This is a genomic window from Desulfovibrio sp. SGI.102, assembly GCF_050314315.1.
Taxonomy (GTDB): domain Bacteria; phylum Desulfobacterota; class Desulfovibrionia; order Desulfovibrionales; family Desulfovibrionaceae; genus Desulfovibrio.
Map to the genome: position 1 here is coordinate 39,602 of NZ_JBNPNC010000002.1, position 18,899 is coordinate 58,500.

The 18,899-nt window shown below is 62.7% G+C and carries 27 protein-coding genes; 3 read left to right on the forward strand and 24 right to left on the reverse strand.

The features are described 5' to 3' along the window. Positions 1-11: 11 nt before the first annotated feature. From rpmD to queF, 24 genes are all read right to left on the reverse strand, one after another. On the reverse strand, positions 12-188 hold the full coding sequence (gene rpmD, locus ACQRCJ_RS00775) for a 50S ribosomal protein L30 (RefSeq protein ID WP_072337311.1): 177 nt from the start codon (positions 186-188) through the stop codon (positions 12-14). 3 nt (positions 189-191) lie between these two features. Further along, positions 192-704, reverse strand: coding sequence for a 30S ribosomal protein S5 (gene rpsE / locus ACQRCJ_RS00780; protein WP_072337310.1), 513 nt, complete (start codon positions 702-704; stop codon positions 192-194). Position 705: 1 nt separating this feature from the next. Then, positions 706-1,065, reverse strand: coding sequence for a 50S ribosomal protein L18 (gene rplR / locus ACQRCJ_RS00785; RefSeq protein ID WP_006008437.1), 360 nt, complete (start codon positions 1,063-1,065; stop codon positions 706-708). A 14-nt stretch (positions 1,066-1,079) separates the two neighbouring features. Continuing rightward, a complete protein-coding gene (gene rplF, locus ACQRCJ_RS00790; RefSeq protein ID WP_168935247.1) occupies positions 1,080-1,619 on the reverse strand; it encodes a 50S ribosomal protein L6 in 540 nt (179 codons plus the stop codon). Positions 1,620-1,628: 9 nt separating this feature from the next. Next, positions 1,629-2,009 (reverse strand): 30S ribosomal protein S8, encoded by a 381-nt coding sequence (gene rpsH / locus ACQRCJ_RS00795; protein ID WP_006008433.1) that lies wholly within the window; start codon positions 2,007-2,009, stop codon positions 1,629-1,631. 622 nt (positions 2,010-2,631) lie between these two features. Beyond that, positions 2,632-2,817, reverse strand: a complete 186-nt coding sequence (locus ACQRCJ_RS00800; protein WP_006008429.1) for a type Z 30S ribosomal protein S14 — start codon at positions 2,815-2,817, stop codon at positions 2,632-2,634. Positions 2,818-2,827: 10 nt separating this feature from the next. Next, on the reverse strand, positions 2,828-3,367 hold the full coding sequence (gene rplE / locus ACQRCJ_RS00805) for a 50S ribosomal protein L5 (RefSeq protein ID WP_006008426.1): 540 nt from the start codon (positions 3,365-3,367) through the stop codon (positions 2,828-2,830). Positions 3,368-3,376: 9 nt separating this feature from the next. Then, on the reverse strand, positions 3,377-3,709 hold the full coding sequence (gene rplX, locus ACQRCJ_RS00810) for a 50S ribosomal protein L24 (protein WP_040369827.1): 333 nt from the start codon (positions 3,707-3,709) through the stop codon (positions 3,377-3,379). A gap of 9 nt (positions 3,710-3,718) precedes the next feature. Continuing rightward, positions 3,719-4,087, reverse strand: coding sequence for a 50S ribosomal protein L14 (rplN, locus tag ACQRCJ_RS00815; protein ID WP_006008423.1), 369 nt, complete (start codon positions 4,085-4,087; stop codon positions 3,719-3,721). 9 nt (positions 4,088-4,096) lie between these two features. Then, a complete protein-coding gene (gene rpsQ / locus ACQRCJ_RS00820) occupies positions 4,097-4,360 on the reverse strand; it encodes a 30S ribosomal protein S17 (RefSeq protein ID WP_006008421.1) in 264 nt (87 codons plus the stop codon). Between the two features lie 12 nt (positions 4,361-4,372). Further along, positions 4,373-4,561, reverse strand: a complete 189-nt coding sequence (gene rpmC / locus ACQRCJ_RS00825) for a 50S ribosomal protein L29 (protein ID WP_040369967.1) — start codon at positions 4,559-4,561, stop codon at positions 4,373-4,375. A gap of 31 nt (positions 4,562-4,592) precedes the next feature. Next, positions 4,593-5,006 carry a 50S ribosomal protein L16 gene (gene rplP / locus ACQRCJ_RS00830; RefSeq protein ID WP_006008417.1) on the reverse strand — a complete coding sequence of 138 codons (414 nt, stop codon included), beginning with the start codon at positions 5,004-5,006 and terminating at the stop codon, positions 4,593-4,595. Continuing rightward, a complete protein-coding gene (gene rpsC / locus ACQRCJ_RS00835) occupies positions 5,006-5,647 on the reverse strand; it encodes a 30S ribosomal protein S3 (RefSeq protein ID WP_006008414.1) in 642 nt (213 codons plus the stop codon). Before rpsC ends, rplP begins: the two co-directional genes overlap by 1 nt. 3 nt (positions 5,648-5,650) lie before the next feature. Beyond that, positions 5,651-5,989 (reverse strand): 50S ribosomal protein L22, encoded by a 339-nt coding sequence (rplV, locus tag ACQRCJ_RS00840; protein ID WP_006008412.1) that lies wholly within the window; start codon positions 5,987-5,989, stop codon positions 5,651-5,653. A 9-nt stretch (positions 5,990-5,998) separates the two neighbouring features. After that, complete coding sequence (gene rpsS, locus ACQRCJ_RS00845; protein ID WP_006008410.1) at positions 5,999-6,283, reverse strand: 30S ribosomal protein S19; 285 nt, start codon at positions 6,281-6,283, stop codon at positions 5,999-6,001. A 9-nt stretch (positions 6,284-6,292) separates the two neighbouring features. Then, on the reverse strand, positions 6,293-7,123 hold the full coding sequence (rplB, locus tag ACQRCJ_RS00850; protein WP_006008408.1) for a 50S ribosomal protein L2: 831 nt from the start codon (positions 7,121-7,123) through the stop codon (positions 6,293-6,295). Position 7,124: 1 nt separating this feature from the next. Beyond that, complete coding sequence (gene rplW, locus ACQRCJ_RS00855; protein ID WP_006008406.1) at positions 7,125-7,415, reverse strand: 50S ribosomal protein L23; 291 nt, start codon at positions 7,413-7,415, stop codon at positions 7,125-7,127. Positions 7,416-7,427: 12 nt separating this feature from the next. After that, on the reverse strand, positions 7,428-8,051 hold the full coding sequence (gene rplD / locus ACQRCJ_RS00860) for a 50S ribosomal protein L4 (protein ID WP_006008404.1): 624 nt from the start codon (positions 8,049-8,051) through the stop codon (positions 7,428-7,430). A 13-nt stretch (positions 8,052-8,064) separates the two neighbouring features. Further along, on the reverse strand, positions 8,065-8,694 hold the full coding sequence (rplC, locus tag ACQRCJ_RS00865; RefSeq protein WP_168935248.1) for a 50S ribosomal protein L3: 630 nt from the start codon (positions 8,692-8,694) through the stop codon (positions 8,065-8,067). Positions 8,695-8,706: 12 nt separating this feature from the next. Further along, positions 8,707-9,024 carry a 30S ribosomal protein S10 gene (gene rpsJ, locus ACQRCJ_RS00870; RefSeq protein ID WP_006008400.1) on the reverse strand — a complete coding sequence of 106 codons (318 nt, stop codon included), beginning with the start codon at positions 9,022-9,024 and terminating at the stop codon, positions 8,707-8,709. Positions 9,025-10,025: 1,001 nt separating this feature from the next. Then, positions 10,026-11,588, reverse strand: a complete 1,563-nt coding sequence (ftsY, locus tag ACQRCJ_RS00875; RefSeq protein ID WP_427799183.1) for a signal recognition particle-docking protein FtsY — start codon at positions 11,586-11,588, stop codon at positions 10,026-10,028. A gap of 1,113 nt (positions 11,589-12,701) precedes the next feature. Next, positions 12,702-13,706 (reverse strand): hypothetical protein, encoded by a 1,005-nt coding sequence (locus tag ACQRCJ_RS00880; RefSeq protein WP_427799175.1) that lies wholly within the window; start codon positions 13,704-13,706, stop codon positions 12,702-12,704. Continuing rightward, entirely contained in the window at positions 13,703-15,433 is a 1,731-nt protein-coding gene (murJ, locus tag ACQRCJ_RS00885) for a murein biosynthesis integral membrane protein MurJ (RefSeq protein ID WP_427799176.1), read from the reverse strand. The genes ACQRCJ_RS00880 and murJ overlap by 4 nt, the downstream gene beginning before the upstream one ends. A gap of 113 nt (positions 15,434-15,546) precedes the next feature. Continuing rightward, complete coding sequence (queF, locus tag ACQRCJ_RS00890; protein WP_304023106.1) at positions 15,547-16,050, reverse strand: preQ(1) synthase; 504 nt, start codon at positions 16,048-16,050, stop codon at positions 15,547-15,549. A 125-nt stretch (positions 16,051-16,175) separates the two neighbouring features. Here queF and ACQRCJ_RS00895 point away from each other — a divergent pair, with 125 nt between their 5' ends. From ACQRCJ_RS00895 to yjgA, 3 genes are all read left to right on the forward strand, one after another. Next, the gene (locus ACQRCJ_RS00895) at positions 16,176-16,958 is read left to right on the forward strand and encodes a MogA/MoaB family molybdenum cofactor biosynthesis protein (protein ID WP_168935251.1); all 783 of its coding nucleotides are present in this window, start codon (positions 16,176-16,178) and stop codon (positions 16,956-16,958) included. A gap of 111 nt (positions 16,959-17,069) precedes the next feature. Continuing rightward, entirely contained in the window at positions 17,070-17,894 is an 825-nt protein-coding gene (locus ACQRCJ_RS00900) for a 4-hydroxybenzoate octaprenyltransferase (RefSeq protein WP_168935258.1), read from the forward strand. A 1-nt stretch (position 17,895) separates the two neighbouring features. After that, the gene (gene yjgA, locus ACQRCJ_RS00905; RefSeq protein ID WP_168935252.1) at positions 17,896-18,444 is read left to right on the forward strand and encodes a ribosome biogenesis factor YjgA; all 549 of its coding nucleotides are present in this window, start codon (positions 17,896-17,898) and stop codon (positions 18,442-18,444) included. Positions 18,445-18,899 lie beyond the last annotated feature (455 nt).

Genomic DNA, 18,899 nt, shown 5'->3' on the forward strand with positions numbered 1-18,899 from the left:
GCGGCCGTGGACTAGTCCACCAGGGCCACAAGGTGCGAAACTTTGGCGATGATGCCCCGGATGGCCGGGGTGTCCTTGAACGACTTGACCTGTTCGCGACGCTTGAGGCCAAGGGAGTCCAGCAGCTTGCGCTGGGCCGGCGTGGTGCCGATGCGAGAACGCACGAGTTTGACCGTAATTTCAGCCATGACTTACTTCCTCGGGGCTTCGAGCTTCTTGCCACGCAGCTCGGACACTTCGTCAGCGCTGCGCAGGGAGATCAGGCCCTGCATGGTGGCACGCAGCACGTTATGGGGGTTGTTGGTGCCGATGGCCTTGGCCAGGACGTCACGCACGCCCACGGCTTCCATGACGGCACGCACGGCACCACCGGCGATGATACCGGTACCTTCGGAGGCGGGCTTCAGCATGACGCGACCAGCGCCGAAGCGGCCCAGCACTTCGTAAGGCAGGGTGCCTTCCACCAGAGGAATCTGCACGCGGTTCTTGCGAGCGCGTTCAGTGGCCTTGCGCAGGGCTTCGGGCACTTCCTGGGCCTTGCCCAGGCCGTAGCCCACGCCACCCTTGCCGTCGCCCACCACCACAAGGGCGCTGAAGCTGAAACGGCGACCGCCCTTGACCACCTTGGCCACGCGGTTCAGGGAGACGATCTTTTCGATTTCGCCCAATTCGTTCTGTTTGGTTTCGGTATTTTCCTGACGCATATTAGAACTCCAGGCCGCCTTCGCGGGCGCCGTCGGCCACGGCTTTCACGCGACCGTGATAAAGGTACCCGTTGCGATCGAACACCACCTGGGTGATGTTCTTTTCCTTGGCAAGACGGGCGATTTCCATGCCCACCTTCTCGGCGCCGGCCAGGTTGCAATGCATACCGGCTTCGGTCTTGGCCAGGCTGAGGGTGGAGGCGGCGACCAGGGTGGCGCCTTCCTGATCGTTCACGATCTGGGCGTAGATGTGCATGTTGGAGCGGTACACCACCAGACGGGGACGTTCGGCGGTACCCTGCACCTTTTTACGAATGCGAACCTTGCGGCGCTGACGGGATTCATTCTTGGTAAGCTTCATGACGCAATCCCTACCTACTTCTTGCCGCCGGACTTACCGACCTTGCGGCGGATGGTCTCGGTGGTATACTTAATGCCCTTGCCCTTGTAGGGTTCGGGCTTGCGGATGCGACGGATCTTGGCGGCCATTTCGCCCACCAGTTCCTTGTCGGCGCCGCTGATGGTCAGGATCTGACCTTCGGCCTTGGCCTGGATGCCTTCGGGCAGTTCCACCAGCACGGGGTGGGAGAAGCCCACGGACAGTTCCACCAGGTTGCCCTTGACGGCAACGCGGTAGCCCACGCCGATCACTTCCAGGGACTTGGAGAAGCCCTTGGTCACGCCTTCGATGCAGTTGGCGAGCAGGGTGCGGCGCAGACCGTGCTGAGCACGGCTGTGACGGTCGTCTTCCACGCGGGTCAGGGTCAGCACACCGTCGGTGAGGTCATAATTCAGCAGGCTGCACACAGGGGTATGCAGCGTACCCTTGGGGCCCTTCACTTCCACAACATCCGTTCCGATCTTGACTTCAACGCCAGCGGGAACGGTAATGGGCTGTTTGCCGATACGAGACATGGTGCACCCCTACCAGATTTCACACAGAAGTTCGCCGCCCACCTTCTTTTCATGGGCGGTCATGCCGTCCAGCACACCGCTGGACGTGGACAGAATGCAAATGCCGAGGCCGTTCTGCACCTTGGGGATCTGGTGAGCGCCCACATACACGCGGCGACCGGGGGTGCTGACGCGCTTCAGGCCGGAGATGACGGCCTTGCCCTTCTGATACTTCAGCGTGATGGTAATGTTGCGGTCGTCGATAGCCACGTCTTCGACGTAACCTTCCTGCTTGAGGATGGCGGCTAAGGCTTCTTTCATCTTCGAGCGCGGCACATTCACTTCCTTGTGCAGGGCCAAATGTGCGTTGCGGATACGGGTCAGCATATCCGCAATAGGATCTGTCAACATCGATAGCTCCTAAGGTTGGTTTCGTGAGGGGTTAGCGGCCCCATGCCGCCACTTCCCGCACACAATCGAAAGTCCATATCCCAAGCCGGAGCAAAAGGCAATGTTTTTTTTGCTCACGGCCTGAAAATCCGCTCTTTCCAGGGCGTTCCCGAGTCATGCCGGCGCCGGTCCTGCCGGGCATCCCGGCCTGCATGCGAGGGACCAGGCACCGGATCGCCGCACCATGAATGAAAACGGGGCTGCTCCACTGCAGGAGTCCCGCCCGTCTCCGGTGCGACCCGCGCCGCATGGCCAGCTCCACCGGACTTTCCGGCAGGGTACGGCGTACGGCGCGCAGGGGCAGATAGCCCATCTGTCATCGGGAAGCAAGCAAAATTTGCAAAAGGAAGGAGACCGGCCGGGTGAAGAACGTATCCCGAAAGAGGATACGTCCCTCCCCGGAAGCCGGAAACCATGTAAGACTGCGCCCCCGGATGCGCACAAGGGACCTTCCTGCCCGGGGCCGCCCGCCGGATGCAGGAAGCGCCGGGGCACAGTCCCCTCTCCCCTGCCCTTCTCCGGAAACGGAAAGAGGGACCCCTTTCGGAGTCCCTCCATCTTTCAGATCAGTCCGGGATGCGGATTACCAGCTGGATTTACGCACACCGGGCAGTTCGCCGCGCAGGGCCATGTTGCGGAAGCAGATACGGCAGATGCCGAACTGGCGCATGAAGGCCCGGGGACGCCCGCAAATGGGGCAACGATTGTAGGCGCGGGAGCTGAACTTGGGCTTACGGGAAGCCTTCACTTCAAGAGCGGTACGGGACATAGCTCTACTCCTACTTGCGGAACGGCATGCCCAGCTGGTCCAGAAGGAACTTGCCTTCCTTGTCCGTGGTCGCCGAGGTGACAATGGTGATGTTCATGCCCTTGGGGTTTTCCACACGGTCAGCTTCCATTTCGGGGAAGATGGTGTGTTCCTTGATGCCCAGGGTAAAGTTGCCGCGACCATCAAAACCACGGTCCGGGATACCGCGGAAGTCACGCACGCGGGGCAGGGCAAAGTTCATCAGCTTGTCCAGGAAGTCCCACATACGATCCTTGCGCAGGGTGACGCGAGCCCCGATGGGCATGCCTTCACGCAGCTTGAAGGAAGCGATGGACTTCTTGGCGCGGGTAACCACGGCCTTCTGTCCGGCGATGGCGGTCAGTTCCGCCACGGCTTCTTCCATCAGCTTGTTGTTCTGGCTGGCGGCGCCGAGACCGATGTTCAGAGAGATCTTCTCGATGCCGGGCAGTTGCATGGAGGAGGAGTAGTTGAACTCCTTCTGCAGTACCGGAACCACTTTCTCTCTATAAATCTTTTCAAGGCGTGTCATCGTATCACCTTATTCCATAACTTCGTTGCACTTCTTGCAGAAGCGCACTTTTTTCTGCTTGCCTTCGGACTCAATGTACTTGTAGCCCACCTTGGTCGGCTTGGCGCAAGCGGAGCACACCACCATCACGTTGGACACGTGGATGGGCATTTCCTTTTCCACGATGCCACCGGGCTGCTGGGCATAGGGGTTGGGGCGCATGTGGCGCTTGGCCACGTTGACCTTTTCCACCAGCACGCGGTCCTTCTTGGGAAGAACCTTGAGCACCTTGCCGATCTTGCCCGCGTCCTTGCCGGTGATGACCATCACCTTGTCGTCCTTGCGGATGCGATACGTTTTCATAGTCATCTCCTACAGCACTTCGGGGGCAAGAGAAATGATCTTCATGAAGTTGGCGGCGCGCAGCTCACGAGCGACGGGTCCGAAGATACGGGTACCCACGGGTTCGCCCTGGTTGGAGAGCAGGACAGCGGCGTTGCCGTCGAACTTGATGTAGGAGCCGTCCATGCGACGCACTTCCTTGGCAGTGCGCACGATAACGGCCTTCATGACGTCGCCTTTCTTGACCTTGCTGTGGGGCATGGCTTCCTTGACGGACACGACGATGATGTCGCCCACGGAAGCGTAACGGCGGTGGGAACCACCGAGCACCTTGATGCAGGCCACCTTTTTGGCGCCGCTGTTGTCGGCCACCTGAAGAGTCGATTCTACCTGGATCATGGTTCTACCCTACACAGCCTTTTCGATGATGGAGACCAGATGCCAGCGCTTGTTGCGCGACATGGGGCGGAACTCCACGATTTTAACCTTATCGCCCATGCCGCATTCGTTCATGGGATCATGAGCCGTGAACTTTTTGCGGCGCCTCACATACTTCTTGAGCAGAGGATGCTTCACCAGCGTTTCAACGCGCACGACGATGGTCTTGTCGTTCTTGTCGCTGACAACGATACCGGTGAGGGTTCTGCCCTTGCGATTTTCCAGAGCTTGCATGGTTCAGCCCCTCTATTCCTTTTCAGTCAAAACGGTGGAAATGCGAGCCACCTGACGGCGCATGGCCTTGAGCTCGGAAGTCTTTTCAAGCTGCGCGGTGGCATGCTTGAAACGGGCCGTCATGAGTTCTTCGCGCTGTTCGGCCAGCTTGGCACGCAGCTCTTCGACGCTCATGTCGCGCAGCTCGGCGGCAGTGGCCATGGCGGCTTTTTCGTTCTTCTTGGCAGCCATACTACAGGCCCTCCCTCACCACGATGATGGTCTTCACGGGCAGCTTGTGGGCGGCGCGGGTCAGAGCCTCGCGAGCCAGGTCAAGGCTGACGCCCTTGATTTCGTACAGCACGCGGCCGGGCTTGACCGGAGCGCACCAGCCCACCGGAGCCCCCTTACCGGAACCCTGACGGGTTTCAAGAGGCTTGGCGGTCACGGGGCGGTCGGGGAACACGCGGATCCAGACCTTACCGCCACGCTTGATGTGACGCATCATGGCGATACGGGCGGCTTCAATCTGCTGGCTGGACAACTGACCGTGCTGCACGGCCTTCAGGCCAATATCGCCAAAGGCGATGGAGGCGCCGCGGCTAGCCAGGCCACGCAGGCGGCCCTTCTGCCATTTACGGAATTTAACTTTCTTAGGCGCGAGCATTACTGATCAACCTCTTTGTCAAGGATTTCACCCTTGTAGATCCACACCTTGACACCGATGATGCCGTAGGTGGTGTGCGCTTCGGCAAAACCGTAGTCGATGTCGGCGCGCAGGGTCTGCAACGGCACGCGACCGTCACGGTACCATTCGGTACGGGCGATTTCAGCGCCCGCCAGACGACCGGAGCAGGTCACCTTGATGCCTTCGCCACCGAACTTGCGGGCCATGGACACCGTGCGCTTCATGGCGCGACGGAAGGCCACGCGGCGTTCCAGCTGCTGGGCGATGTTTTCGGCCACGAGCTGGGCTTCCACTTCGGGACGACGGATTTCATTCACTTCCAGCGAGAACTCACGGCCAAACTTCTGGCGGAGGTCGCCGCGCAGCTTTTCGATTTCCACGCCCTTGCGGCCGATGACGATACCGGGACGGGCAGTGGACAGGATCAGACGGATCTTGCCACCGGCGCGTTCGATTTCGATCTTGGCCAGCCCCGCATGATACAGGAGCTTCTTCACATAGGCGCGAATCTTGCTGTCTTCAAACACAAAGGCAGGGTAGTCCTTCTTGCTGAACCAGCGGGACTGCCAGTTCTTGTTGTACCCCAGCCGGAAGCCAAACGGATGAACTTTCTGACCCATAGCCTATTCCTGCCCTTCTGCGAGTATAACGGTAACGTGGCTGGTACGCTTGTGAATCTTGGTGGCACGGCCCTGGGCGCGGGGCATGAAGCGCTTCCAGGTGGGGCCTTCGTTCACGATGACTTCCTTGATGACCATGGCGTCCACGTTCACGCCACCCAGCTGGGAGGCATTGGCCACGGCGCTCTTGAGCACATTCAGCAGCACGCCGGCGGGCTTGTTGGGGGTGAAGCGCAGAATGTTCATGGCTTCTTCCACACCCTTGCCCTGCACGTTCTTGGCCACAAGGCGGGTCTTGCGGGGCGACACGCGCTGGAATTTCGCGATAGCTTTGGATTCCATATCTCTACCCTACTTCTTGCCGGCCTTGGCCTTCTTGTCAGCGGCGTGGCCGTGGAAGGTACGAGTGGGCGAGAATTCGCCCAGCTTGTGACCCACCATGTTTTCGGTCACGAACACCGGCACAAACTTTTTGCCATTGTGCACCGCAAAGGTCAGACCCACCATTTCGGGCAGGATGGTCGAGCGGCGCGACCAGGTCTTCACCACGCGATGGTCATTGGAGGCCACCGCAGCGTCAACCTTCTTCATCAGGTGGCCGTCGATGAACGGCCCTTTCTTCAAAGATCTGGGCATCTGCTACTCCTACTTCTGGCCGCGGCGCTTAATGATAAGGCGCGAAGAAGCCTTGTTCTTGTCGCGGGTCTTGAAGCCCTTGGCAGGCATACCCCAGGGCGACACGGGATGACGACCACCGGAGCTGCGGCCTTCGCCACCGCCCAGGGGATGGTCGATGGGGTTCATGGCCACACCGCGGACCTGAGGACGGCGACCCAGCCAGCGGTTGCGGCCGGCCTTGCCCAAGGAGATGTTTTCGTGCTGGATGTTGCCCACCTGGCCCACAGTGGCCACGCAGGAAGCCAGCACCTTGCGCACTTCGCCGGAGGGCAGACGCAGCAGGGCGTACTTGCCTTCCTTGGCCACGAGCTGGGCGTAGGTGCCAGCGGCGCGGCAGAGCTGGCCACCCTTGCCGGGGTACAGCTCGACGTTGTGGATCACGGTACCCACCGGGATGCGGGACATCTGCATGGCGTTGCCGGGCTTGATGTCGGCACCTTCACCGGCCAGCACCACGTCGCCCTGCTTCAGACCCACAGGAGCGATGATGTAGCGCTTTTCGCCGTCCACGTAGTGGAGCAGGGCGATACGGGCGGTACGGTTGGGGTCGTATTCGATGTGCGCAACCTTGGCGGCGATGCCGAACTTGTTACGCTTGAAGTCGATGATGCGGTACAGGCGCTTCACACCGCCGCCACGACGACGGCTGGTCACGCGGCCACGGTTGTTGCGGCCGGCCTTCTTGGTCAGGCCCACGGTGAGCGACTTCTCAGGGGTCGTCCGGGTGATTTCCGCAAAGTCGGAAACCGTCTGGAAACGACGCCCGGCGGAGGTCGGTTTCAGCTTACGGACAGCCATTTTACACTCCCTCGAAGAACTCGATTTTATCGCCCTGGCGCAAGGTCACATAGGCCTTCTTCCAGCCGGGCTTACGGCCCACCACGCGACCCTGGCGTTCCCGATTGGAGGGAGCCTTGCGAACCACGTTGACCGCTTCAACTTTCACATCAAAAGCCTTTTCCACGGCCTGCTTGATTTCAAGCTTGTTGGCGCCGGGATGAACATAGAAAGCCACCTGACGGGACTCATCCTTCAGCAGGGTAGTCTTTTCCGTCAGCAGGGGCTTGATAAGAACCTGGGTGAATTCCATGAGTTGCCCCTCTTATTTTTCAAAGCGGGCCTGCACGGGCGCCACGGCGCCTTCCAGCAGGACCAGCTGCTTGTGGCGGAGGATCTCCAGCACGCTCAGACGATCAGGCGTGGTCAGCGTGATGCCGGGGATGTTGCGGGCGGAGCGGGTCAGGGCTTCGCTTTCCTCGGCGGTCACGATGAGAGCCTTGTTCAGGCCCAGAGTACCGGCCACTTTGGCAAAATGCTTGGTCTTGGCTTCGGGCAGTTCGATGCCCTTGACCACCAGCAGGTTTTCGGCGGCCAGACGGCTCGACAGAGCCATCTTCATGGCCAGGGCGCGCACCTTGCTGTTGACCTTGAAGCTGTAATCGCGGGGCTGGGGGCCAAACACGATGGCGCCGCCACGCCACACGGGCGAACGATTGGAGCCGGAACGGGCGCGACCGGTGCCCTTCTGCTTCCAGGGCTTCACGCCGCCGCCGGAAACGAAGGCGCGGGTCTTGGCCATGTGGGTACCGGCGCGCTTGGCGGCCATCTGGGCACGCACCACGAGGTTGAGGATCTCGGGACGAGCCTCAACTTCAAACACGTCGGCGGAAAGCGTCAGTTCGCCGCATTCCTGCTTGTTCTGGTCATAAACTTTCACGGTAGCCATTGTTGTGCTTCCTCTACTGCTTGCGGATCAGCACCAGCCCGTTCTTGGGGCCGGGCACGGAACCCTTGACCAGGATGACGTTGTCGGCAGGACGAACGTCAACGATCACAAGGCCCATTTCCGTCACGGTTTCGTTGCCCCAATGGCCAGCCATCTTACGGCCCTTGAACACATGGCCGGGGAAGGTGTTGTTACCGATGGAGCCGTTGTTACGGTGCACTTTTTCGCAACCGTGCGTATCCTTGGAACCGGCGAAGTTCCAACGGCGCATACGGCCCTGGTAGCCCTTACCGATGCTCTTGGCGGTCACTTTGACCTTGTCGCCGGTAGCAAACATTTCCACGGTCAGTTCCTGACCGGGTTCCATTTCAGGGGCGTTTTCCAGGCGGATTTCACGCAGTTCGCGGTACAGGCCGGTGCCGGCCTTGGCGAAGTGGCCCTTCATGGCCTTGCTGACGTGCTTTTCCTTGTCTTCGGTCAGCGCGATCTGCAGAGCGTTGTAACCGTCGGTTTCAACGGTCTTCACCTGGGTGACGGGGCAGGGCCCGGCCTGAATCACCGTGACGGGCACAGCGGCGCCGTCACCGGCAAAAATGCGGGTCATACCAAGTTTACGACCCAAAATTCCCATTTTCTCAGCCATGACTGCCTCTCACTAGAGCTTGATTTCAACGTCCACGCCAGCGGGCAGGGAAAGCTTGCCGAGGGCGTCAACGGTCTGCTGCGTGGGTTCAAGGATGTCCATAAGCCGCTTGTGGATGCGCATTTCGAACTGCTCACGGGACTTCTTGTCCACATGCACGGAACGCTGAATGGTGTACTTATGAATATTGGTGGGCAGCGGGATGGGCCCGGCCACACCGGCACCGGTATTGCGCGCCGTATCCACGATTTCCGCAACAGCCTTGTCCAGGATGCGGTAATCGTAGGCTTTGAGCTTGATCCGAATGCGATCACTGCTAACTGTCGTCATTGTTGCCTACTCCGTTTGAAAAATCCTGGCCGGTTGGGTTCGGCGCAGGTTTCTTAACAGCTTTGCGCGGGCCAAAAACCACGGGCCCGAAGGTCGGCCTCACCCGTTGGGGAGACTGGGCAACAACTTGGGGAAGAGAAGCGCTTGAAGCAGCGCACATCACAGAATCTGAAGGAATCAGATATATCGGAAGGTACGGACGCCTGAGCGTGCCTGCATCATCCGTGTGATGCTTCCCGGCGTAGCCCAGGCCTGTCACTGACTGAAGCAGTGACGAGGGTGGTCCCGCAGGGTCACCAAATGGGGGAACATCCCCCCTTACCTTTACAGCCCGGGGTCACCTGATCGCCAGGTGGGATCCGCTGTGTGGGCTGGAACGGCTCGACATTGTCTCGGCATCTGGTAACGCCTGCACATGTCAAAACCCGCCGCGGAGCGACCGCTTTGGGTGCATCAGGACAGACTCAATCTGCCCTTCCCTGCCGTCCAGGGAACAGCCTTGTTGCTCAAGGCGAGGTTCCTTCTATCGGGAATGGGGCGATGCGTCAAGTTTTTTTCACTGCGAGAGGGATTTTTTTTCGCGCTATTGCTGATTTTCCCGTTCCGGCAAGAAAAAAACGGAGCTCAGACGCGGATAAAGGAGGCATGTCATAAAATATATCTTGCCATCCGCCGGAGTGGGGAATTTCTCACAGGCCGAAGCGAAAAAAACACGACCTGTGGCTCCATGAAGCAAAAAAGAAAAAATCCCCAGCGGCATCACTGATCGGGGGCTGCCCCCCAAGCGCCCCTGCCGAAGAGGCAAACGGCCTGACGAAAAATTGTTGCTTCGATTGTTGGAGGCCTTCCTCCCGCAAGATCCGGGAGCGGGATGTGACGGCTGCCCAGGATAGCGGGCGAGATCCACAGCTCGGCACAGCGTTTTTTTCCCCAAAAAAGCGGGAGGGGGCTTTTCCAGCAGGAAAAGCCCCCCTCTCGTCTACATCATACTAAAATCAGCGCTACTTGCCCTGATCCAGGTCGCCCAACAGGGCGCGGGCATAGTCGGCACCGTTGAAGGGCCGCAGGTCTTCGAGCTTTTCGCCCAGGCCCACATAGGTGATGGGCAGCTTTTCCTGCATGGCCACGGCGATGGCCACGCCACCCTTGGCCGTACCGTCCAGCTTGGTGAGGATGAGCTCGTCCACACCGGCGGCTTCCTTGAAGAGCTTGGCCTGCGAAAGAGCGTTCTGGCCGGTGGTGGCGTCGATGACCAGGATGCAGCGGTGCGGCGCGCCTTCATGCTTCTTGCCCAGCACCTGACGGATCTTGGTCAGCTCTTCCATAAGGTTGACCTTGGTCTGCAGGCGGCCGGCGGTATCCACAAAGAGGATGTCCACCTTTTCGGCCAGGGCGCGGTCCATGGCTTCGTAGGCCACGGAGGCCGGATCGGAACCGGCGGGGCGGGCATGGAAGAGCGCGCCCACGCGTTCGGCCCAGACCTGCAGCTGCTCGATGGCCGCCGCACGGAAGGTGTCGGCCGCGGCGATCATGACCTTTTTGCCCTGCATGCGGGCGCGGTGGGCCAGCTTGGCGATGGTGGTGGTCTTGCCCACGCCGTTGACGCCGATGAAGAGCACCACTTCGGGCGGGTTCACGGCGCTGATACGACGCGGCAGACGGAAGATCTCGTCCACTTCGGCCATGAGCAGGCCGCGCACGTCTTCCACGCGGGTCACGTTCTCCTTGCGGGCCCGTTCACGCAGACGCTCCACCAGCTCCAGCGAAGATTCGTAGCCCAGGTCGGCCATGATGAAGAGCTCTTCCAGCTCTTCCCAGAAACTTTCGTTGAGTTCGCCGTGGCTGCTGAACAGGCTGTCCAGACGGCGGGAGAACTGCTCGCGGGTACGGCTCAGGCCTTCGCTGATCTTGAGGAACAGACGGCTGCGCTCGTCTTCCTCGTCCTCCATGTCCAGGGCCAGGGTCAGGCGATACTGCAACTCGGAGCGGAATTCGTCCAGCTGCACATATTCCATACGCTCCAGCCAGCCACGGAAATCATCCACGAAGGCGTCCACTTCGGCGGCGGGCGCATCCAGCGAACGCAGCAGGAAGCGCAGACGCTTCCAAAGTTCGTCCCCGGCTTCTTCCACACCTTCCAGCACGATGCCCAGCCAGACGGAGAGGCGCGGTTCGGCCTCGCGCAGACGCAGGATCATGGACTGGGCCAGAGCGGGATCAAGACCGCAGGTCTCCAGCGCGGGCGCGGTGGGACGCTCGGCCGTGGCAGCCGCCGCAGCAACGGCAGTGGCGGCAAGGGCCGCATCGGCCACGACCTCAGCGACGGGCTCGTCCTGGTCCGGCGTAGCAGCGCTCTCCGTGTCTTTTTCCACCTCGGCCGGAGGTTCCTGTTCCGTGCTTTCAGCGGCAGCCGCGACACGTTCATCCGTACCTGCTTCCGCTACGGCAGTTTCAGAATGGACGTCTTCGCCCGCCTCCTGCTCCACCGCAACAGGCGTTTCTTCAGCCTCGCCAGCAGGGGCAGCCGCTTCCGGCCGGGCCGTATCTTCGTCACTGCCGAAGATGCGCTGCCACCAGCTGCGACGGGGCGCAGACGCTTCGGGCTTTTCTTCCGCTTCTTCGCGGACCTCGTCGCGGGCAGCTTCCTCTTCCGCGACATCCGTCCCGGCGTCGTCAGCTTCTTCAGCGGCAGCTTCGTCGGCTTCAACAGGGGTCACAGTGGTCGTATCGTCACCGGCCGCATCAGCCATCACGACGGCATCGGCCCCGGTCACGGCCTCAGGCAGCGGTTCTTCTTCCTCTTCCTGGGCAGTCTCCACAACGGTCTCAGCCTCGACAGCCACAGCTTCCGCTTCGGCAGGGGCCTCTTCCTCTTCTGCAGGGGATTCTTCCACAACATCCACGGGAGCGGCATCAACGCCAGCAGGCTCCTCGCACATCTCGACAACTTCGGCTTCCGCAGCCTCAGCTTCCGAAGCAATCGCTTCCGAACTGACGCCATCCTGTTCGGGAGCACCCGTTTCTGCAGCGGCATCACCGGAAGCTTCTTCCGGCGCCGCAGCCTCGGCAGCCGCTTCCGTCACAGGCTCCTCGACCGAAGGGAGTTCATCTTCCATCACAGCAGCCGGGGCTTCTTCCGCTTCGGCGACCGGTTCGCTTTCGGCCTCCACGGAGGGCTCATCCAGAAGCGTCGGCACCTCAGCTTCCGCCACGGTGCTCTCGGCTTCTGCCGGAGCTTCGGACGCCGCAGGCTGGTCGGCAGGCGCCACCGTCACGGCAGCCTCGACGCTCCCGCCCTCCTCTGCGGCTCCGGCGGCAGGGCCATCGCTTTCAGCGGCGGGCACTTCCACCACGGGCTCATCCGCGACCACGGCTTCAGCCTCCGGCGCCACCTGTTCGACATCCCCGGCAACGGGGGCGGCCTCGTCTTCCGGGGCCTCGTCCGCAGATGCGTCTTCAGCAGGGGCAACGACTTCTTCAGCCGCCGGGACGCTCTCCGGTTCCGGCGTGCTTTCCGGCTCCGCTACGGCGCTCCCGGTATCAGCGGCAGGCTCCTCCGGGGCAACAGACGTTGCGGCCGCTTCCTTCTCGACTGCCGCGGCCTGCGTTTCTTTCGTTTCCTCGGTGCCCCCACCAAAAAACTTTTTTACTGCGGAAAAAAAGCCCATAGTCTCTCCTTATTTCACTGCGGCCCCGCTCAGGGCCTGCAAAACTTCTTCAAGATCAGTCGCACAGGTCTCCACGGCCAGCGCACGCGCCTCACAGCCGGGATCCTCCAGCGCATCGAGCATCTCGCGGGCGCTGTCCTCAAGGCGCACAGCCCCCAGGCAGGGCGCTGCGGCAAGCAGCATCCGCCCCAGATGGCACAGCCCTTCCAGCTCATCTTCCGCATACAGGCGCATCATGAGCATGGGCGCATGGGCAAAGGTCTGGCGGAACAGGGCCGCGGTCATATGCCAGCTTGCGGGGTTCCCCTGCTGGAAATGCCTGCCGCGGATGGCATCCACCGGCAGTGCGTCCTCGGGGGCGGCGACATCCTCACCGGAGACGGGCCGCCACTTCCGGTCGTCGGATTTTTCCGGCTCCGGATCTCCCTGCTTGCGCAAAAGCTGCAGCCCCAAAGAATGCAGGCGCCTCAGATCGCCCCAGTGCCAGTACAGCGCCGCCAGAAAGACGCTGAGCAGCAGCGTATTGATGATGAAGCGCCAGGTCTCGCGCTGCATGACCTTGTCCGAACCTTCCTGCACCAGGCGGCGGGCAAGATAGACCTCCACCGTGCCCACGGGCTGCCCTTCCCGGCGCAGCGGGCTCATGCCCTGCACGGTATTCTCCGTGATCTCGCCGTCCCAGGGCACGGCCTCCCAGTGCTCATTGCGGCGCTGGCCGGAAAAAAGACTGTCCCCCACCTGCACCGTCACGGCGTACAGGCGCTGATCCTCCATGAGCCCCGTCACCAGGGCGTCCGTGGAAACGGCGGTGAGTTCCCCGTGCAGTCCCAGCAGATGGGTGAAACGGCTGGCCACCCGGCCTGCCTCGTTCTGCAGACGGTTCTGTGCGGCATCGCGTTCAGCCATGATGTTCCACGCTGCCTGCGCCAGAAAGAGCAATATGACCAAAAGCCAGCAGGCCAGGGCCACCCAGCGGCGGTATCTGGTCAGGAAAATAAGAACTGACCGCTTCACGAGCGGGAATCTCCTTGCAATTTTGTGCGCAGCTTATGTGCCAGCATACGCGTATCGGCGTCCCCAAGCAGAACGAGGGCGCTCCCCCAGGCACAACATCCGGCCCCGATGGACAGAGCCAGGCCCGCCATGGCGGGCAGCCCGGGCAACAGGACCGGCATTACGGACAGCAGCTCCTGCAACGGGCAGACCATGCCGCACAGGCGCAGGACGATCAGGGCACCTGCGGCTGCCGCGCCCGCGGCCAGCACATGCCGCAGACAGGCCATGCCGTCCAGAAGCGCCGGCGCGGGCAGCAAAGGCCGCAAACGTCGACGCAGCCCCCGCCACAGCCAGACGGTCTGTCCCCACAGGGCCGCACTGGCCGCCGCAGCCGGCAAACAAAAATATATGTCCCTTGCCATACTATGTAACAGCCACGCCCCGCCTGCAAGCGTAAAAACAACGGCAAGCAGCGAGGACAAGGCCGTCAGGCGCACGTCGCCCAGGGCGTTGCAGCCCGCCAGCAGGCAGCGGCTCACCGCGCAGGCGGGCAGGCAGGGCAGGTACGCCCAAAGGGCCAGGGTCACCTGCCGCACCCCCGTGGCATCGAATTCCCCGTGATGCAGCAAAACGTCCACAAGGCAGGGGCCCACGGCCCACAGCCCCGCCGCCGCAGGCAGGGACAAGAGCGTGGCCCAGCGCAAGGCCAGGGCCATGTCCCGCCGGAAGGCGGCAAAATCTTTTTCTCCGGCCAGACGGCTCAAACGCGGCAAACTGGCCATGCCGAGGCAGGCACCGATCAGGCCCAGCGGCAGCTCCAGCAGGCGCTCGGCATAGTACAGGCCCGCGATCTGACTGCCCACCGCCAGCCCCATGGCCGCCAGCATCACCAGCTGCGGCGCGGCGGCCCCCAGCAGGCCCAGGGGCAAGCGCCCCAGACAGCCCCACAGCTCACGGCCGGAGGGCGCGGCGGCCCCCAGCAGGCCCAGGGGCAAGCGCCCCAGACAGCCCCACAGCTCACGGCCGGAGGGCGCGGCGGCCGGACGCTCCATGGCGGTCGCCGGGAATACATGACGGGCATAGCCCCATTGGGCCAGCCACTGGGCCAGGCCCCCGGCGCTCATGCCCGCGGCCAGTGCCGCCGGGACAGCCTCTGTGCCTCCCGCCAGCCAGCCCGCCAGCATGGCACTGATGACCACCACATTGAAGATGACGGGCGAAAGCGCGGGCAGCCAGAAGACTTCGCGGCAGTGCAACACCGCCATGACCAGGGCCGCCATCCCCGCCAGCAAAACATAGGGCAGGCAAAGGCGGAGCAGGCTGCTGCCCTCCGCCAAGGCTTCAGGAGAAAGCGCGGGCGCCAGAAAGGCCAGCAATTGCGGTGCTGCCAGCATGCCCAGCAGGACAAGGCCGCCCAGCACCAGCACGAGGCGCCGGAACAGGCCGGAGGCCAGAGCGGGCAGCGGATCCCCCTGGCCTTGCGCCACATCGTGCCGCACCAGCCAGGCCGTGAGCGTCATGGACAAAGAGCCTTCGCCCAGCAGGCGGCGCAGCAGATGCGGCAGGCGCAGGGCCGCCACCAGGGCATCGGCCACCGGCCCGCAGCCCACCATCCAGGCCATGCCCATGTCGCGCACCAGTCCCAGCAGGCGGGAAAGCAGGGTGAACAACGCCAGCATCCCGGCCGTGCGGGCCATACGGGCACCGCCTGAAGGACGGGGAGCATTGCCGTGCGAAAGGCTCATGGGCATATCCTTAATAAAAAGACGTCCCGGTGCCGGCTGGGACCGGGACCGGGCACGCGGCACATCGAAAAAAGCCTCCGGCAGGAAAAGGCGCCCTGCCGGAGGGAGCTGCGTTACGGTCTGTGCGGATCGCTTTCCGTACGCCAGGCCTGGACAGCGGCCCGGACGGCGGCGTCCTTTTCCTCGGACATGTCCTTGAACTGCTCGGCAAAGACATGGATGCGCGTACCGCCACGGGGCACGAACAGGCCCTTGACGCGGCACCAGCAGGGTTCGAGCACGGTCCACAGGTCTTCCAGCACCGTGTTGGTGATAGTCTCCATGAAGGACTGATGGTTGCGGAAGGCGAACATGTAGAGCTTGAAGCTCTTGGATTCCACGCACAGCTGGTCCGGGATATACTCCACGGTGATGGTGCCCATGTCCGGCTGCCCCGTCACCGGGCACAGGGACGTGAACTCGGGGAAGGCGATGCTGATGACGTAGGGACGCTGGGGGTAACGGTTGGGGAAGGATTCCAGCAGCGCCGTACTGGGGCCGCCCTGCAATTCGGGCATCTTGCCGGTCCCCAGCACATGCAGGTGCTGCGTCTGGTCCTGGCTGCGGGTGGTGGACATGAAAACTCCTTTTCTGATCTTGCCGGGCACCGGGAACGGGCCACGGCTGCCGTCCTTGTAACTTATTGTGCTTGCCGCTACAATAGCGGCCGTTATCTGCCGTCCCGGCAGTTTGTGGAGGATGCATGAAACTTTCTGTTGCCTTGCGAGCCTGTTCCGCCGGGGGCCTCATGCCCCTGTCCGTGGCCCGGGTCGCAGGGATGCCCAGCCATCGTCTGGCGTCCCCGCTGGTGCGCCAGTGCCCCTTCATCCCTGTGGGCACCGGCCTGTATGATGCGAACGATGTGGAACTGCTGCGCGTCACGGGCCGCTGCTGGCTGCCCGCCGATGACGGCGGCCACGCCCTGCAATGCCTGATGACCCGCGCTCTGGTGGACCTGCCCGTGGGCGAGATCAGCCTCGAGACGCGGCGCACGGGCCGTGCCCTGGCCTGGGTGACCCTTTCGGACAAGGGCTCCCAGGGCATGCGCGACGATACCAGCGGCCCGGCCATGGCCGCCCTGGTGGCCGATACCCTGCCCCTGTGCCACAGCCAGGGCTTCCTGCTGCCCGATGATGCGGTGCAGCTGCGCGCCCTGCTGGTGGATCTGGCCCTGAACCAGGGCTATGACGTCATCTGCACCAGCGGCGGTACGGGCGTGGGCCCGCGCGACATCTCGCCGCAGGTCACGTCCGCGGTGCTGGACTATCCCCTGCCCGGCTTCAGCATGGCCATGATGCAGGCCAGCCTGGCCAAGACGCCCCATGCGGCCATCTCCCGCGCTGTGGCCGGCGTGCTGGGACAAAGCATCATCATCAACCTGCCCGGCAGCCGCAAAGCTGTCGTGGAGAATCTGGAAGCTGTCCTGCCCGCCCTGCCCCATGCGCTGGACAAGTTGCACGGCGATCCCGCCGACTGTGGAGGTTAATCCCTGATGAAACTGCCCAAATTCACTCTTCCCCGTTTTTCCCTGCCTTCCTGCCGGCCGGGGGCGCTGTGCGGACGTTTTTCCGTCCGCGGCTTCGTCTCCTTCTGCCGCATGATCCGCATCGAGCACTCCATCTTCGCCCTGCCCTATGCCTGGGCCGGTTCGGTCATGGCCGCCGGCGGCATGCCGCCGTGGGACAAGCTCGTCCTGCTGACCATCGCCATGGTGGGCGTGCGTTCCTTCGCCATGGGCATCAACCGTATCTTCGACCTGCCCTTTGACCGCGAGAACCCCCGCACCGCCAACCGCCATCTGGTCACCGGCGAGATCAGCGTGCGCCAGGCCTGGATCTTCTCCCTGGTCATGGCGGCCATCTTCGTGCTGGCCTGTGCGGCCATCAACACGGTCTGTCTCATCCTCTCGGTGCCTGCCCTGATCTTTGCCGCCGTCTACAGCCTGACCAAGCGTTTCTCGGCCGTCTGCCACTTCTGGCTGGGGGCCACCCTTGGCCTGGCGCCGCTGGCCGGTGCCCTGGCCGTGAATCCCGAGGGCCTGGCCATGGGGCCCATCATGCTCTTCTTTGCCGTGACCTTCTGGGTGGGCGCCTTCGACATCTACTATTCCTTCCAGGACTATGATTTCGACGTGGCCTTCCGCCTCTGCTCCGTGCCCTCGATCTACGGCCCGGACACCGCGCTGGCCATTGCCGGCTTCTCCCATGCCGTCACGTCCATCTTCCTGTTCCTGACCGGTATCGCCGCCGGACTGGCCTGGCCCTGGTATGTGCTCTGGTCCGGTGTGTCCGCCATCCTGTTCTGGGAACATCATCTGATGCGTCCGCAGGACCTCAGCCGCGTGAACATGGTCTTCTTCACCCTCAACGGCATCATCTCGCCGCTGGTGCTGGTGGGCGTCATCCTGGGAGTGGTGCTCTAAGATGCCGCGCAAGAAACAGTATCAGTGGGATGTGGAGACCAACGGGCAGGAAGCCCCCGAACAGCTCAGCCGCTCGGCCAAAAAGCGCCAGAGCTCGGCCCTGCAGGATCTGGGCGCCGAGCTGACCAAGCTGCCCGTCAACGAACTGGACAGGCTGCCCCTGACGCCCGATCTGCTGGAGGCCCTGCGCCTCTATACCCGCATCAGCAACCGTGAAGGCAAGCGCCGTCAGCTGCAGTTCATAGGCCGCCTCATGCGCGAGGTGGACGCCGGGCCGCTGGCCGAAGCCATCGAGGCCCGCAAGAACGGCCAGCAGGCCGATGCCGCCCGTCTGCACCTGGCCGAACAGTGGCGGGAAAAGCTGCTCTCCGCTGCCGAGGCGGACGTGGAGGATCTTCTGGCGGCCTTCCCTTGGCCCGATGCCGAAGCCGCGGGACGCCCGGAGCTGGAAAAACTGCTGGCCGAAGCCCGCAAGGAAGACGACCGGCGTCCGCCCCACGCCCGCCGCGCCCTCTTCCGGGGCATCATGCGTCTGCTGGAACAGCGTTAGGGAATTCTTTTGGCAGGGGAAGGGGCCCCTTTTGGAAAAGGGTCTCCCTTCCCCCTGCACCCCCATCCCCCTAAAACGTTTATCTGGGTCCGTGTCCTGCCCGAAAGGTGCGACCTGCGGGCCTCAGTCTTGATTCGCTCTTTTGTGGGTGTCTCCCCTCCTTCTTCCCCGGCCTTTCCACCTTGCCCTGCCACGGCAGTGCGCTGACTGTCCGTGAAAAGGCCGTTCACGCAAAGGCTGTCTGCCCCCTCATCCTGCGTAAAAGCCCTCTTGCCAATGATGGGTCAGCGGGATCTCCGTATGCTCCTTTCTCTGCATGGCTCCCGTGTGTCCGCCTGCGCCGATGCCGCCCGGCCGCATGCGGCAGATGGTGTGGTCACCAGAGGCCACGTCCGCGCCCTTCTGCCTCCATCGCTTGTCACGCAGGCGCCGAGATTTTTTCCCAAAACTGCCGC

Bases quoted from the DNA above. Each gene is read 5' to 3' on its own strand.
- rpmD (WP_072337311.1), bottom strand. From the start codon at position 188: ATGGCTGAAATTACGGTCAAACTCGTGCGTTCTCGCATCGGCACCACG.
- rpsE (WP_072337310.1), bottom strand. From the start codon at position 704: ATGCGTCAGGAAAATACCGAAACCAAACAGAACGAATTGGGCGAAATC.
- rplR (WP_006008437.1), bottom strand. From the start codon at position 1,065: ATGAAGCTTACCAAGAATGAATCCCGTCAGCGCCGCAAGGTTCGCATT.
- rplF (WP_168935247.1), bottom strand. From the start codon at position 1,619: ATGTCTCGTATCGGCAAACAGCCCATTACCGTTCCCGCTGGCGTTGAA.
- rpsH (WP_006008433.1), bottom strand. From the start codon at position 2,009: ATGTTGACAGATCCTATTGCGGATATGCTGACCCGTATCCGCAACGCA.
- ACQRCJ_RS00800 (WP_006008429.1), bottom strand. From the start codon at position 2,817: ATGTCCCGTACCGCTCTTGAAGTGAAGGCTTCCCGTAAGCCCAAGTTC.
- rplE (WP_006008426.1), bottom strand. From the start codon at position 3,367: ATGACACGCCTTGAAAAGATTTATAGAGAGAAAGTGGTTCCGGTACTG.
- rplX (WP_040369827.1), bottom strand. From the start codon at position 3,709: ATGAAAACGTATCGCATCCGCAAGGACGACAAGGTGATGGTCATCACC.
- rplN (WP_006008423.1), bottom strand. From the start codon at position 4,087: ATGATCCAGGTAGAATCGACTCTTCAGGTGGCCGACAACAGCGGCGCC.
- rpsQ (WP_006008421.1), bottom strand. From the start codon at position 4,360: ATGCAAGCTCTGGAAAATCGCAAGGGCAGAACCCTCACCGGTATCGTT.
- rpmC (WP_040369967.1), bottom strand. From the start codon at position 4,561: ATGGCCACTGCCGCCGAGCTGCGCGACATGAGCGTCGAAGAGCTGCGT.
- rplP (WP_006008417.1), bottom strand. From the start codon at position 5,006: ATGCTCGCGCCTAAGAAAGTTAAATTCCGTAAATGGCAGAAGGGCCGC.
- rpsC (WP_006008414.1), bottom strand. From the start codon at position 5,647: ATGGGTCAGAAAGTTCATCCGTTTGGCTTCCGGCTGGGGTACAACAAG.
- rplV (WP_006008412.1), bottom strand. From the start codon at position 5,989: ATGGAATCCAAAGCTATCGCGAAATTCCAGCGCGTGTCGCCCCGCAAG.
- rpsS (WP_006008410.1), bottom strand. From the start codon at position 6,283: ATGCCCAGATCTTTGAAGAAAGGGCCGTTCATCGACGGCCACCTGATG.
- rplB (WP_006008408.1), bottom strand. From the start codon at position 7,123: ATGGCTGTCCGTAAGCTGAAACCGACCTCCGCCGGGCGTCGTTTCCAG.
- rplW (WP_006008406.1), bottom strand. From the start codon at position 7,415: ATGGAATTCACCCAGGTTCTTATCAAGCCCCTGCTGACGGAAAAGACT.
- rplD (WP_006008404.1), bottom strand. From the start codon at position 8,051: ATGGCTACCGTGAAAGTTTATGACCAGAACAAGCAGGAATGCGGCGAA.
- rplC (WP_168935248.1), bottom strand. From the start codon at position 8,694: ATGGCTGAGAAAATGGGAATTTTGGGTCGTAAACTTGGTATGACCCGC.
- rpsJ (WP_006008400.1), bottom strand. From the start codon at position 9,024: ATGACGACAGTTAGCAGTGATCGCATTCGGATCAAGCTCAAAGCCTAC.
- murJ (WP_427799176.1), bottom strand. From the start codon at position 15,433: ATGAGCCTTTCGCACGGCAATGCTCCCCGTCCTTCAGGCGGTGCCCGT.
- queF (WP_304023106.1), bottom strand. From the start codon at position 16,050: ATGTCCACCACCCGCAGCCAGGACCAGACGCAGCACCTGCATGTGCTG.
- ACQRCJ_RS00895 (WP_168935251.1), top strand. From the start codon at position 16,176: ATGAAACTTTCTGTTGCCTTGCGAGCCTGTTCCGCCGGGGGCCTCATG.
- ACQRCJ_RS00900 (WP_168935258.1), top strand. From the start codon at position 17,070: ATGATCCGCATCGAGCACTCCATCTTCGCCCTGCCCTATGCCTGGGCC.
- yjgA (WP_168935252.1), top strand. From the start codon at position 17,896: ATGCCGCGCAAGAAACAGTATCAGTGGGATGTGGAGACCAACGGGCAG.